Source organism: Actinomadura formosensis (genome assembly GCF_050948385.1).
In the GTDB taxonomy this organism is placed as follows: domain Bacteria; phylum Actinomycetota; class Actinomycetes; order Streptosporangiales; family Streptosporangiaceae; genus Spirillospora; species Spirillospora formosensis.
Window position 1 is genome coordinate 7080308 of record NZ_CP192011.1, and the last position, 13173, is coordinate 7093480.

At 71.9% G+C, this 13173-nt stretch carries 14 protein-coding genes; 6 read left to right on the plus strand and 8 right to left on the minus strand.

The features are described 5' to 3' along the window. The first annotated feature begins 9 nt into the window (after window positions 1-9). Both ACQP1N_RS33225 and ACQP1N_RS33230 read left to right on the plus strand, forming a co-directional pair. Window positions 10-1740 (plus strand): protein kinase domain-containing protein, encoded by a 1731-nt coding sequence (locus tag ACQP1N_RS33225; RefSeq protein ID WP_433228225.1) that lies wholly within the window; start codon window positions 10-12, stop codon window positions 1738-1740. A 24-nt stretch (window positions 1741-1764) separates the two neighbouring features. Continuing rightward, window positions 1765-2049, plus strand: coding sequence for a chorismate mutase (locus ACQP1N_RS33230; protein ID WP_067804121.1), 285 nt, complete (start codon window positions 1765-1767; stop codon window positions 2047-2049). 51 nt (window positions 2050-2100) lie between these two features. On the opposite strand, the gene ACQP1N_RS33235 is transcribed toward ACQP1N_RS33230, so the two are convergent. Continuing rightward, entirely contained in the window at window positions 2101-2562 is a 462-nt protein-coding gene (locus tag ACQP1N_RS33235; RefSeq protein ID WP_067804125.1) for a carboxymuconolactone decarboxylase family protein, read from the minus strand. 183 nt (window positions 2563-2745) lie between these two features. Here ACQP1N_RS33235 and ACQP1N_RS33240 point away from each other — a divergent pair, with 183 nt between their 5' ends. After that, window positions 2746-2943, plus strand: a complete 198-nt coding sequence (locus ACQP1N_RS33240) for a hypothetical protein (protein WP_067804129.1) — start codon at window positions 2746-2748, stop codon at window positions 2941-2943. Window positions 2944-3036: 93 nt separating this feature from the next. Next, on the plus strand, window positions 3037-3684 hold the full coding sequence (locus ACQP1N_RS33245) for a GNAT family N-acetyltransferase (RefSeq protein ID WP_067804132.1): 648 nt from the start codon (window positions 3037-3039) through the stop codon (window positions 3682-3684). 81 nt (window positions 3685-3765) lie between these two features. Here the strand turns inward: ACQP1N_RS33245 and ACQP1N_RS33250 are convergent, their stop codons facing one another. The 7 genes from ACQP1N_RS33250 to ACQP1N_RS33280 form a co-directional block, all read right to left on the minus strand. Next, entirely contained in the window at window positions 3766-4818 is a 1053-nt protein-coding gene (locus ACQP1N_RS33250) for an MBL fold metallo-hydrolase (RefSeq protein WP_433228226.1), read from the minus strand. A gap of 9 nt (window positions 4819-4827) precedes the next feature. Continuing rightward, window positions 4828-5604, minus strand: a complete 777-nt coding sequence (locus ACQP1N_RS33255; RefSeq protein WP_067804140.1) for an endonuclease/exonuclease/phosphatase family protein — start codon at window positions 5602-5604, stop codon at window positions 4828-4830. A gap of 99 nt (window positions 5605-5703) precedes the next feature. Beyond that, complete coding sequence (locus ACQP1N_RS33260) at window positions 5704-6291, minus strand: GyrI-like domain-containing protein (protein WP_067804143.1); 588 nt, start codon at window positions 6289-6291, stop codon at window positions 5704-5706. Then, window positions 6288-7049 carry a MerR family transcriptional regulator gene (locus tag ACQP1N_RS33265; protein ID WP_067804146.1) on the minus strand — a complete coding sequence of 254 codons (762 nt, stop codon included), beginning with the start codon at window positions 7047-7049 and terminating at the stop codon, window positions 6288-6290. The genes ACQP1N_RS33260 and ACQP1N_RS33265 overlap by 4 nt, the downstream gene beginning before the upstream one ends. A gap of 40 nt (window positions 7050-7089) precedes the next feature. Next, the gene (locus tag ACQP1N_RS33270; RefSeq protein WP_433228229.1) at window positions 7090-8184 is read right to left on the minus strand and encodes a CapA family protein; all 1095 of its coding nucleotides are present in this window, start codon (window positions 8182-8184) and stop codon (window positions 7090-7092) included. Window positions 8185-8325: 141 nt separating this feature from the next. Next, entirely contained in the window at window positions 8326-9318 is a 993-nt protein-coding gene (locus ACQP1N_RS33275) for an SPFH domain-containing protein (RefSeq protein ID WP_433228230.1), read from the minus strand. Further along, the gene (locus ACQP1N_RS33280; protein WP_067804152.1) at window positions 9315-9770 is read right to left on the minus strand and encodes an NfeD family protein; all 456 of its coding nucleotides are present in this window, start codon (window positions 9768-9770) and stop codon (window positions 9315-9317) included. The genes ACQP1N_RS33275 and ACQP1N_RS33280 overlap by 4 nt, the downstream gene beginning before the upstream one ends. Before the next feature lie 152 nt (window positions 9771-9922). Here ACQP1N_RS33280 and ACQP1N_RS33285 point away from each other — a divergent pair, with 152 nt between their 5' ends. Continuing rightward, on the plus strand, window positions 9923-12142 hold the full coding sequence (locus tag ACQP1N_RS33285) for a molybdopterin oxidoreductase family protein (RefSeq protein ID WP_433228231.1): 2220 nt from the start codon (window positions 9923-9925) through the stop codon (window positions 12140-12142). A 103-nt stretch (window positions 12143-12245) separates the two neighbouring features. After that, complete coding sequence (locus ACQP1N_RS33290; RefSeq protein ID WP_067804158.1) at window positions 12246-13160, plus strand: Rieske 2Fe-2S domain-containing protein; 915 nt, start codon at window positions 12246-12248, stop codon at window positions 13158-13160. Window positions 13161-13173: the final 13 nt, after the last annotated feature.

Sequence of the window (13173 nt, forward strand, 5' to 3'; positions counted from 1 at the left end):
AGGTCGTGGATGCCGGAGACTCGTCCGCTGCGTACCGGCGATCCGCGCGAGGTCGGCGGGTTCCGGTTGACGTCCCGGATCGGCGAGGGCGCCCAGGGCGCCGTCTTCCTCGGTGAATCGGCCACCGGGCGGCGCGTCGCGGTGAAGCTCCTGTACGCCGACTTCGGCCGGGACGCCCGCGCCCGCACCGCCTTCGAGCGCGAACTGGCCGCGGCCCGGCGCGTCGCCCCCTTCTGCACCGCCCGGATCCTCGCGGCCTCGGCCGACGACGACCTCCCGCACATCGTCACCGAGTACATCGACGGGCCGTCGCTGAAGGACCTGATCGCCGAGCGGGGCGTCGCCTCCCCCGCCGAGCTGGTCAGGCTGGCGATCGGCACCGCCACCGCGCTCGCGGCGATCCACGAGGCGGGCGTCGTGCACCGCGACTTCAAACCGGCCAACGTGCTGCTCGGCCCGGACGGCCCGAAGGTGATCGACTTCGGTATCGCCCGGCCGCTCGACGCCACCTCGGCGACCATGACCGGCGCCGTCGGCACCCCCGCCTACATGGCGCCCGAGCAGGTGGCGGGGGTGTCCGGCGGCGCACCGGTGGACATGTTCGCGTGGGGCTGCACGATGGCGTTCGCCGCGAACGGGGCGCCGCCGTTCGGGACCGACTCCGTCCCGGCGATCATGCAGCGCATCCTGCACGGGGAACCGGAGCTGGGCGCGCTGACCGGGCAGTTGCGCGAACTGGTGGCGTCCTGCCTGGCCAAGGACCCGGCGGACCGTCTCCCCGCGACGGGGGTCCTGCAGCGGCTGCTCGGCATCGGCCCGGACGCGAACCTCCTCGCGGAGGGCACCTCGGCCGCCGCCCACCCCGCCGGCGCGCTCCTGCCCGAGACCACGCCCGCCGGCGCGCCCGCGGGGGCGCCCGCGGGGGCGCCGTCCTTCGCCGCGCCGGACGCTCCACCGCCGCCCGGCATGGCGCCCGGCGGGCCGTTGCCGCCCCCGGCCGGGTTCCCGTATGCGGGGAGCCCGCCGCCGCCCGGACGGAACGGGCGCCCGCTGCTGATCGCCGGCGCGGCGGCCACCGGCGCGCTGCTGCTGGCGAGCGGGCTCGTCGCCGTGATCCTGCTGAAGGACGGCGGTTCCGGGAAGGGCGGCGTGCCGGTCGCGCGGACGGCACCCGCCGCGCGGACGTGCAGTTACCCGCCCTCCACGAGTACAGACGTCAAGTCCATCCCCACGCCTTCGGCACGCGTCCCGGACAGGCCGCCGACCCACGCCACCATCAAGACCAACCTGGGCGATCTGGAACTCACCCTGGAACCCGGCGCGGCGCCCTGCACGGTGAACTCGCTGGCCTTTCTTGCAAGCCGCGGCTTCTACGACCGCACCTCGTGTCACCGGCTGACGACGACCCCGAGCCTGAAGGTGCTCCAGTGCGGTGACCCGTCCGGTACCGGGACGGGAGGTCCCTCCTACCAGTTCGCCGACGAGAACACGGCCGGGGCGTCCTACACCAAGGGCACCGTGGCGATGGCCAACCGGGGACCGAACACGAACGGCAGCCAGTTCTTCATCCTCTACGAGGACGCGCCGCAGCTTCCGCACAGCTACCCGATCTTCGGGCACATCACGTCCGGCATGGACATCATCGAGAAGGTCGCGAAGAAGGGCGTCAAGGACGGCACCGAAGACGGCCGGCCGAAGCAGAAGGTCACGATCACCCAGATCAGCACGTCCGCGACCTAGCCCCCGGCATGGGACGATCAAGGCATGGAATCACTGGCCGAGGTGCGTGCCCGGATCGACGACATCGACGGTGAACTCGTCCGGCTGCTGGCCGAGCGGCAGGGCCTGGTGCGCGCCGCCGCCGCCTTCAAGGCCGACGAGCGGGCCGTCCGCGCACCCGACCGGGTGGAGCGGGTCGTCGCGCTGGCCCGCCGGCGCGCCGCGGACGCCGGCCTGGCGCCCGAGGTCGCCGAGGCGGTGTGGCGGGCGATGATCGCCGCGTTCATCGAGCTGGAACTGGCGGAGCACGCGAACGGCCGCCCGTCCTGACGAGGCGGCCGTTCGCGTGCTTCGCCCGAGGGCGGCGCCGGAACGCGGCGGTCAGTCCCAGACCACCCCGGCGGGCTCCTGGATGGTCGCGTTGAGGCGGTTGAACAGGTTCGTCAGCGAGATCCCGAGGATGAGGGACGCCAGCTGCCTCTCGTCGAAGTGATCGGCGGCCTCGTCCCACAGCTCGTCCGGCACCGCCGGCTCGGACCGGTCGGCGAGCCGGGTGGCGCGCTCGGCCAGCGCCAGCGCGGCCCGCTCGGCGTCGGTGAAGAACGGCGCCTCCCGCCAGGCCGCGACGGCCGCGATCCGCTCGGTGCTCTCCCCGGCCTTCACAAGGTGGTGGACATGGCCGTGCACGCAGACGCTGCATCCGTTGATCTGGCTGACGCGCAGCGCGACCAGCTCCTGCAGCTCGCGCGAGAGGCCGCCCTCCTTGATGGCCTCGGTCAGCCCCCCGATCCCCTTCATCATGCTGGGCAGGAGGTAGATCGGGTTCTTCATCCGCGCTTCCATGACACTCCTTCATTCGGTCTGACACCTACCCGACGGAGCACGCCGGACGAATGTGACATGGCCTCAGGCCGCGGCCGGGAAAGCCCGCGCGGTGCGGCGGCGGATCCGGGACGGATTAGAACCGCCGCCTCCCAACGTTGATGAAAGCGGAACCCCCGCCCTGCCCAGGAAGGAGGTCCGCCGATGGCCTTGAAGCGACCGTCCTTCCTCCCTTCGCTGGACGACCTCGAACAGCAGGCGCAGGCGCGTTCGGCGCAGCGCGGCCGTCCCGGTTCCCACTTCGACCATCCGACCGCGAAGAACGTGTTCATCGCCGTCCTGGTCATCACGGTCGTCGCCCACGTCGTCGGCGGCATCGTCTTCGTCCTGATCGGGCACTGACCCGCCGGAGGAATTCCGCGGCGGTGCCTCGTGCCACGCCCGGCAGCGGAAAACGGGATGCCGCGGGACGGGTGGACACGTCATCGTGAAGGCATGCTGACCGATATTTTTCCGCTGCTCGGACTGCGGCTGACGACACCGCGGCTCGAACTGCGGCTGCCGTCTCCGGAGGAACTCGCCGCGCTGGCGGACGTCGCGGCCGGGGGAATCCACCCTTCCGACACGATGCCGTTCATGGTGCCGTGGACGGAGCGGCCGGCCGCCGAGGTCGCCCGGGGCGTCGTCCAGCACCACTGGCTCAAACTCGGGCAGTGGACGCCGGACGACTGGGATCTCAACCTCACCGTCCTGCACGCCGGAGAAGTGGTCGGGCAGCAGACGATCGCGGCCCGCGACCTGGCCGTCCTCCGCCAGGTGAGCACCGGTTCATGGCTCGGACGCCGCCACCAGGGGAAGGGGATCGGCACCGAGATGAGAGCGGCCGTCCTGCACCTGGCCTTCGCCGGTCTCGGCGCCGAGGAGGCCCTTTCCAGCGCGTTCGAGGACAGCCACGCCTCCATGGCGGTATCGCGCAAGCTCGGCTACCGGCCCAACGGAGTCGGGCGCCAGGTCGTCCGCGGATCCATGACGATCGACCGGCGGCTGCGGCTCGGCCGGAAGGACTGGGAAGAGCACAGCACCACGCCCGTCACCATCGAGGGCCTCGCGCCATGCCTCCCTTTGTTCGGTCTTCCAGGCTGACGGAGCACCCGTCCCGGACGAACGCATCCTCACGATCGTGGACGTGCTGTTCCTTCCACCCTTGGCCCGCTACCAGGGCGGCTAAGCGGTAAGGCGATACGTGGTGCCGCTGCTGCTCTGCACCCAGGCGTCGGGCAAGGCGGCGGCCAGGGCGTGCTGGGCGCGCCATCCGGTGCAGTGGCCCGGGACGACAAGGCTCGGCGCCAGCGCGGTCAGCGCGTCGACAGTGGGTGGAATGACCGGTTCGAAGGCCGGTCCGCCGAGGTGCAGCCCGCCGACGAGCGCGTGCAGCCGGTCGACCCCCGTCAGCCGCCGCGCGTGCCGGACGATGTTGATCGCGCCCGCATGACCGCACCCGGTCAGCACCACCAGGCCCCGGCCGCGGACGTTCACCACGAGCGCCTGGTCGTCCAGCACCAGCGGGTCGTGAACCCATCCGGACCCGGTCCACGCCTGATGCGGCGGCGGCATGCCGTGCTCGAACTCGGTGGTGCGGTCGATCTCGCCGGTGATCAGCACGCCGCCGTCCAGCAGGAGCGAGGGGACGCGGCGCTCGATGACCTCGAAGCCCTCCCCGCCGAGCGCCCGCCTGCTCAGCGTCGGCAGTTCCTCCGGTTCCCGGCCGGGCACCGCGATCCGCCGCCTCGTCCACGCCAGCGGGTGCAGCACCATCGGCAGCGACCGGACGCCCCGCCCGCCCGCCAGCCCGGCGAGCCCGCCCGCGTGGTCGAAGTGGCCGTGGCTGAGCACGACGGCCTGGACGTCGCCGAAGTCGACGCCGAGCCGGCCGGCGTTGGTGACCATCGCGTCCGGAGACCGGCCGGTGTCGAAGAGCAGCGTGGTGGAGCGACCGGCGCGCCGCACCGTGACCAGGGCGGCGAAACCGTGCTCGGCGATCATCCCGGCGTCGGTCCGGCCGCCGTCGAACTGCGGTGCCGCCACCACCCCCGCGCCGAACCCCGCCCGGCGGGTGCGCTCGTCACTCGTCAGCAGGCCGTCGTAGACGTTGTCGACCAGGGTGACGATCTCGACCTCGTCCACCGGCTCCAACGCGATCGGATCGACCACGGCGCCCGGTGCCGGACGCGGCATGGACGCCTGCGCCTCTCCGGGCGCACCCCCTGGCTCGCACATGAAGTCACCCTAGCCTCGGCCCTCCACGAAGCCGGCGGGGGTGAGGATCGCCTCTATGCCGTAGTGGTCGGAGAGTGGTGTGGGGCGGCCGTCCAGGTCGAGTTTTTCCTTGAAGACCACGCGGGTCTTCGCCTCCAGGGGAGGTCTGACCAGGAACTGGTCTATGGCGCCGATGTCCGCGTACTCGGGGCGGTAGGTGGGTTCCGTGCTGCCGTCCGTGGCGTCCTGGAGGCCGGTGACGGACGCGAACGTCTGGAGGTAGCCGGAGTCTCGGGGGATGTTGAAGTCGCCCACGGCGACGAGGGGTTCCGCCCTAGGGATTCTGTTGACGGCGTCCGCCAGTTGGCGCAGCTCGGCTTGCTCCACCTTCGTGTAGGCGTTGGACGGAGACCAATCCATGTCCATGTTCGCGGACAGGTGGGTGTTCACCACCGTCAGGTATCCGCCGGGGAGTTGGACGCGGGTGAACAGGGCGCCTTTGTTCAGCAGCCATTCGGGACGCGCCGGGCGGGCCGGAGTGAACGGGTGATAGCGGACCTGGGTCACCGGCCAGCGGGAAAGGGTGACCAGGCCGCCGCGGACGATCGGGAACGTCCAGGCCCGGGCCAGGTGGGGGTAGGACCTCGTTCCCCGGCGGAGGGCCGCCAGGATCAGCGGCGATATGACTTCCTGTAGGCAGACGACGTCGTAGTCGGACCGTTCGAGGAGTTCGGCGAGGGCGTCCATGCGGACCCGGGTACGGCCGCGGTAGAGCGTGTTGAAAGTGAGGATCCGGATCTTCGTCATTTCCGGCGCACTGCGTCGCGCATCGTCCCACGTGGCCATGGCCGCCACCCTATGCGGGCGGTGGCGCGTCCGATGCCGCTGGACGCGCCACCGGTGAAACTACGCTTCCCGGACGGGCTGGCGCAGGATCGTGCGCATCTTCTCCGGATCGGTCTCCCGAGGATCGGACAGGTAGATCTCGTGGTGCAGCCCGTTCGGCACGAGGTTCTCGGCCTTCATCAGCGCGGCCATGCGCGCGAGGGACGCGGGTTCGTCGGAGTAGGCCCCCTTATGCAGGATCTGCACGCACAGGCCATCGGTGTAGGTGACGTGTTGGACGCGCGCAGCCGCACGCAATCCGGAACGTGCCTCCTCACGCGCCCGGTTGATCGAGAGGGTCTCGTCCGGGAGGCGAAGGAACAGATGCCACCACCACTGGTCGCGGGGCACGTCGAACGGTGAGCGCTCGTCCTCGACCCACCAGCGCCCTTCCATCGGCACCATCGGCGCATCCAGCGCGCCTAGAACCGCGTAGAGCGCGCCCACGCTTTCCCCATACGCGGCACCTTCCGGCTCACCACGGCCGGTGACGGCCAGGCCGGACACGGTCCCGTGCTCCACCACCTCCGGCTCGTCCGAAGCCTCGTACCAGTTCACGGCCTCCTGCGGGGACACGTCCCCCCGCACCCCCCGGTTCGCTTCGCTCATCTCTGGTCGTCCTCCACACGGATCATCACCCGGGTCTCCAGGCGTTCGGGCGGCGTGGTCGCGGGGTCGTTGAGGTACACCTCGCGGACGGGTCCGGCGGGCGTGTGCCCGTGGTCGCCGAACCATGCGAGCACGCCATGGACCGTGAGCGAAATCTCCTCGTAGGGACCGGTATGGACGGCCGACGCGAACGCACCACCGGGCAGGACGTCGTCGCCGTCCTCGGCCTGGATGGTCACGCGCACCTCGAACTCCTCCGCCAGGTCCAGCGGGAACAGCCCGATCAGCAGGCCGTCCGGCGTCATCCGGGGCAGCAGCCGGGCCACGCACGCCGACGTCGCCGCCGCGATCGTCGAGGGTGTCGCGGCCTCCCGCGCGACGACGACGCGCCGCGCCGGCTCCCGGACGACCGACACCTCCGTCTCCGGCAGCCCGTCCGCGAGGACGCGGTCGAGGAGCCGCAGGCCGCGCCGCCGCCGGGCGATGTCGGCCTCGATCCTGTCCCGTGCCGCGCGCAGCGCGCCGCCCTCGTCGCCGGACAGGACGCGCGCCACCACGGGCAGCGGGACGTCCATCGTCCGCAGCAGGCCGGCCAGCAGCGCGTCCCGCGCCTGGGCGGGCCGGTAGTAACGGTATCCGGACACCGGGTCCGTCCACGCCGGGGCCAGAACGCCGAGGTCGTCGTAGTGGCGCAGTTGCTTGACACTCAGCCGGCACAGCCGCGCGAACCGCCCGATCGGCAGGAGATCGTCGCTCACGGGACTCACCCTGCCCCCTCCCACAGTGGGAGAGTCCAGCTCAGGACGGACGTGCCGAGAGCCCCGTGCAGGAGCGCAGCCCGTTCCACCGCTTGACCTCCGTCTGCGCCGCCGCGCCCGTCATCGGGATGGGGAGGCCGCCGGAGATGAGTGCCGGGCTCCACTTGTCCTTGGTGACCTTGCCGTTCTCCACCTTCAGGAACAGAACACCGGACTTGGCCGTCTGCCCGCTGGCGGAGTAGAACACGAAGTTGCCCATGCCGTAGTGGACGTACGCGTTGTTCATGTAGCCGCCGCCAAGCGGGATGTGTGCGTGCCCCCCGACGACGATGTCAGCACCCGCCTCGGCGAGTTTCTGGGCCAGTTCCTTCTGACGGGGCAGCGGGCAAGGCTGAAGCTCCGCGCCCCAGTGCAGGTGGACGATGACGACGTCCGACCCCTTGCGCGCCTCCTTCACCGCCTGGACCATCCGGGGGATGTCCTTGGCCGACGCAAGACCGCCCTTGGTGTCGGTGGCCGTCCACGCCTGGATGAGGTTGTCGTCCAGCACCTGCGTGGCGCCGATGATGGCGAGCTTGTTGCCCTTCACCGTGACCCGATACGGCTTGTAGGCGTCGTCGGCGTTCTTGCCGATGCCCACGACCGGGAACCCCGTCTGCTTGATCGCGGCCAAGGAGTCGCGTAGCCCGCCCTCCATGTAGTCCATGCCGTGGTTGTTCGCCATGGAGACGACGTCCACCCCGGCCGCCTTCAGCGACTTGAACGCGGACGGCGGGGCCCGGAACGTGAACTGCTTGCCCGGCGCGGGCGTCCCGCCCGTCGTGATGGCCGTCTCCAGATTGACCATGGCGAAGTCGGCGGCGCGCAACTGCTTCGCGACCGGGCCGAGCGCCGTCGACGGCTGACCGAGACGGCCGCGCAACTGGCCCTCGAAGTGCGTGTCGCCGCCGAACGCGAGAACGATCGGCTCCTTGGCGGACGGCGCCGGCCGCGTCCCGCCCGAGCCCTTCGAACCGGACGACGCGGGCGGCGTCGCGCCCTTCGCCTCGGAGTCCCCCGACTCGCCGCACGCCGCCCCGGTCAGCGCCACTCCCACCATGGCCGCGACCGCGACCGCCTTCCCCCGCCTGCTCATCGCTTCGCCTCCGTCCGGCCCCATCGGACCTGCTCGGTCGGCCAAGCATGCCACGGCCGGCCGCCGGCCTCCGGCCGGGGCACGGCGCGAACGGCTCACGAGCCCGTTCTTCCCCCACCTCCTGCGGGCTCTGGGGTGAGATCAGGCGGATTCTCCTTCTTGCCCGTCGTGTTTGCCAGAAGTCAGCTTGAAGGACGTGGGCGTCGGCTTCTCTTGCGCGGGCCTGCTCTCCTGGGGCGGCTTGGCTTCGTCCAAGCTGCCGCCGAAGGCTTCACGCACGGCCTGTAGAGCGGTCGTCACTTCGCTTGGGATGACCCAGAAGGTGCTGCCCTGGCCATCGGCCAGCTTGGGAAGGGTCTGGAGGTACTGGTAGGCGAGAAGCTTCGGATCCGGGTCGGCGGTGTGGATGGTGGCGAAGACCTGCTCGATCGCCTTCGACTGGCCCTCGGCCTCCAGGATGGCGGCCCGCTTGCCGCCCTCCGCCTTCAGGATCGCCGACTGCTTCTCCCCCTCCGCGGTGAGGATCTTGGACTGGCGGGAGCCCTCGGCGGTCAGGATCGCGGCGCGCTTCTCCCGCTCGGCGCGCATCTGCTTCTCCATCGCGTCCTTGATGGACGCCGGCGGCTCGATCGCCTTGATCTCCACGCGGGTGACGCGGATGCCCCACTTGCCGGACGCGTCGTCCAGGACGCCGCGCAGCGCGGTGTTGATCCGGTCACGGGAGGTGAGGGTGGCCTCCAGGTCGAGGGTGCCGAGGACGTTGCGGAGCGTCGTCGCGGTGAGCTGCTCGATCGCCTTGATGTAGTTCACGATCTCGTAGTCGGCGGCGCGCGGGTCGGTGACCTGGAAGAACAGCACGGTGTCGATGTGGACGACGACGTTGTCCTCGGTGATGACGGGCTGCGCCTTGAACGAGACGACCTGTTCGCGCAGGTCGATGAGGGACTTCACCCGGTCGACGAACGGGACGACGAAGCTGATGCCGGGGGCGAGGGTGCGGTGGTAGCGGCCGAGGCGCTCGATGTTGCGGGCCCGTGCCTGCGGAATGATCCACACGGTCCGTATCACCGTGAGGGCCAGGACGAGCACCCCGGCGACCACGGCGACGAGGACGGCTATGGCGATATCGGTCATGATGGCTCCTCATCCGTTCCGGACGAGATCGGATAGAGCAGGGCGGTGGCCCCTTCGATGGCGAGGACGTCGGCGGTGGCGCCAGCCGGGATGACGAGGTCGGGATCGTAGGGGCGGGCCGTCCACTCCTCGCCGCCGATGCGGGCGCGGCCGCCGCGGCGGGTCACCTCGGTGAGGGTGAACGCCTCCCGGCCGACCAGCGCGGCCGTGCCGGAGCGCAGCGGCGGCGGCTGCCGGATGTGCCGGATCGCGAGCGGGCGCACGACGGCGATGCCCGCGATCGCGCCGACCGCGAAGACGGCGGCCTGCACGGCGAGCGGCAGGCCCAGCACCCCGGTCAGCCCCGCGGCGAGGGCGGCGACGGCGAGGAGGCCGAGCGCCAGCGTGAGGGTGAGCAGCTCGGCGACGCCGAGCAGCGCGGCGAGCAGCAACCAGACGACCCACGGCTCCATAGCAGCCTCCCCCCGGTCGGCTGCCGAAAAGTCCTCGATTTCAAGGTAACTCTCAGGTCACCGTCACGGCCATGCCCGGGGGGCGGCGATGGCGCGCCCCGGACCAACCGGTCATCATGGGGACCACGGTCCCGTTCGCAAGGAGTGTCCCGATGGGCGACCGCACGGCCTTCCGCACCTGTCCCCTCTGCGAGGCCCTGTGCGGGCTCGAACTGACCCTGGACGACGCCGGAGCGGTGACCCGCGTCCGCGGCGACGCGGCCGACCCGTTCAGCAAGGGCTTCATCTGCCCCAAGGGTGCCACGCTCGGCCGCCTCGACGGCGACCCCGACCGGCTGGCCGAGCCCCTGGCCGAGGGCGCCGAGGTCACGTGGGACGCGGCGTTCGAGGCCGTCCGGGAGGGGCTGGCGGGCGTCATCGGACGGCACGGCCGGGACGCGGTCGCCGTCTACCTGGGGAACCCGGTCGCGCATTCGATCGCCGGGCCGCTGTACGGGGCCGCGATCGTCAAGGCGCTCGGCACGCGCAACCTGTTCACCAGCAGCACCTCCGACCAGATGCCGAAGCACGTCTCCTGCGGGCACATGTTCGGTGATCCGCTCGCGATCGCGGTGCCGGACCTCGACCGGACCGATCACCTGCTCATGCTGGGCGCGAACCCGCTGGAGTCGAACGGGAGCCTCGCGTCCGCGCCCGACTTCCCCGGCCGGCTCAGGGCGATCAGGGCGCGCGGAGGCAGGGTCACGGTCGTCGACCCGCGCCGCACGCGGACGGCCGCGCTCGCCGACGAGCACCTGTTCATCCGTCCGGGGACGGACGCGTTCCTGCTCATGGCGCTCGTCCACACGCTGTTCGCCGAGGACCTCGTCGCGTCCGCCGGGCACCTGGCGGGACGCGTCAACGGCCTGGACGACCTGCGCGCCCTCGCCGTGGACTTCGCCCCCGAGCGCGTCGCGCCCGTCACGGGCATACCGGCCGGCACGATCCGCGGGACGGCCCGCGAACTGGCCGCCGCCGGCCGCGCCGCCGTCTATGGCCGCCTCGGCACCTGCACCCAGGCGTACGGGACGCTCAGCAGCTGGCTCGTGGACGCCCTGAACGTCCTCACCGGGAACCTCGACCGTCCCGGCGGCGCGATGTTCCCGCGCCCCGCGCACGCGCCCGTGTACCGCCGCAAGAGGCCGTTCACGACCGGGCGGTGGCGCAGCCGTGTCCGCGACCTGCCGGAGGTCAACGGCGAGCTTCCGGTCGCCACGCTCGCGGACGAGCTGGAGACCCCCGGCGAAGGCCAGGTCAAGGCGCTGATCACGATCGGCGGCAATCCGGCGCTGTCGGCTCCGAACGCCGCCCGGCTCGACCGGGCGCTCGCCGGGCTGGAGTTCATGGTGAGCGTCGACCCCTACCTGAACGAGACGACCCGGCACGCGCACGTGATCCTGCCGCCGCCGCGTCCCGCGCAGACGCCGCACTACGACATCATGCTGACCGGGTTCGCCGTCCGCGACTACGCGCGCTACTCGCCGCCGGTCGTCCCGCTGCCGGACGGACGGCCCGGCGAGGCCGCCATCCTCGCCCGGCTCGCCATGATCGCCTCCGGGACGGACGGCGACCCCGCCGCCCTCGACGAGCTGATCATCACCTCGACGCTCGCGAAGGCGGTCGCGCTCGAAGGCTCCCCCGTGCACGGCCGCGAACCCGACGAGCTGCGCAAGATGCTCGACACGGGCACGCCGGCCGAGCAGCGGCTCGACATGATGCTGCGCCTCGGCCCCTACGGCGACGGCTTCGGCGCCGACCCGTCCGGCCTCACGCTGACGCGCCTGCGCTCCGAGCACCCGCACGGCCTCGACCTCGGCGCCCTCAAGCCGCGCCTGGACGAGGTCCTCTGCACCACGTCCGGGCGCGTCGAGCTGTGCCCGCCCACGTTCGCCGCCGACGTCGACCGGCTGCGCTCCGCCCTCCGCGCCCCGCAGGCGGGCGGAACGGTGCTGATCGGGCGCCGGCACCTGCGCTCCAACAACAGCTGGCTGCACAACGTCCCCGAGCTGGTGGGCGGCTCCAACACCTGCACCCTCCAGCTCAACCCCGCCGACGCCGACCGGCTCGGCGTCGGCGCGGGCGACCCGGTCCGTGTCACGTCCCGGACGGGCACCGTCGAGGCCGTCGCCGAACCCACCGACACCCTCATGCCCGGCGTCGTCAGCCTGCCGCACGGATGGGGCCACGACCGGCCCGGGACCCGCGCCGGCGTCGCACGCCGGAACGCTGGCGTCAACGTCAACGCCGTCACCGACGACCAGGAGATCGATCCCCTGTCCGGCAACGCGGTCTTCAACGGGGTGCCCGTCACCCTGGAGGCCGTGCCCCGCTGAGGGAGTGGTTTAGCCCCTCCCGGCCGCAGGTACGTATGACTGGCCGCACGAGAACGCGGAAGACTAGTGTCGCATCAGGCGTCTCAAGCCGCGGAGGAGGGACATGCCCCGACGGGTGAACATATTCCGGCGCGGGTCCCGGCCCCAGACGTCCGCGCGGCTCGCGGACGCCACCGAGGCCCTGGAGCACACGCGCGGCCTGGACCGCACCATCCGCGTGCTCTCCACGGCCGTGCGGCGGACGCTGCCTCCCGGCCCGGTCAAGGACGCGCTCCACGGCGTGCCGGTCGGCCACCCCGCCCATCCGCCGCTCACCGACATCCCCATCGGGCTGTGGGTGTCGGCCGCCGTCCTGGACCTCATGCCGGGGACGCGCCGCGCCGCGCAGACGCTCGTGGCCGCCGGGCTCGCCGGCGCCGTCCCGACCGTCCTCACCGGCATCGCCGACTGGTCGGCGCTGCACCGCGAGCAGCAGCGCGTCGGGCTCGTCCACGCCGCCGGGATGGCCACCTCCAGCGTGCTGTACTCGGCGTCCCTCATGGCCCGCCACCAGGGACGGGACGCCGCCGGACGCGCGTTCGCCTTCGCGGGCCTGTCCGTGCTCCTGGCCGGCGGCTACCTCGGCGGGCACCTCGCCTTCCGGCAGGCCGCGGGGCCCAGCCACGCCGACCAGATCGCGCACCTCGTCCCGCTCGGCTGGCACGATCTGTGCGCCGCCGGGGAACTCCCGGACGGCTGGCCCGTGACCCGGCGGCTCGGCTACATCAGCCTGTTCGTGCTGCGGACCGGCGACGACGTCCACGTCCTCGCCGACCGCTGCAGCCACCTCGCGGGACCACTCCACCAGGGCCGCGTCATCACCGACGACAACGCCGACACCTGCGTCGTCTGCCCCTGGCACGGCAGCACCTTCCGCGTCACCGACGGCGCCGTCGTGCACGGCCCCGCCACCGCCCGCCAGCCCGCCTTCGAAACGCGCGTGACCGAGGAGGGAATGCTCCAGGTCAGGCCCGTCTAGCGGGCCGGACCCG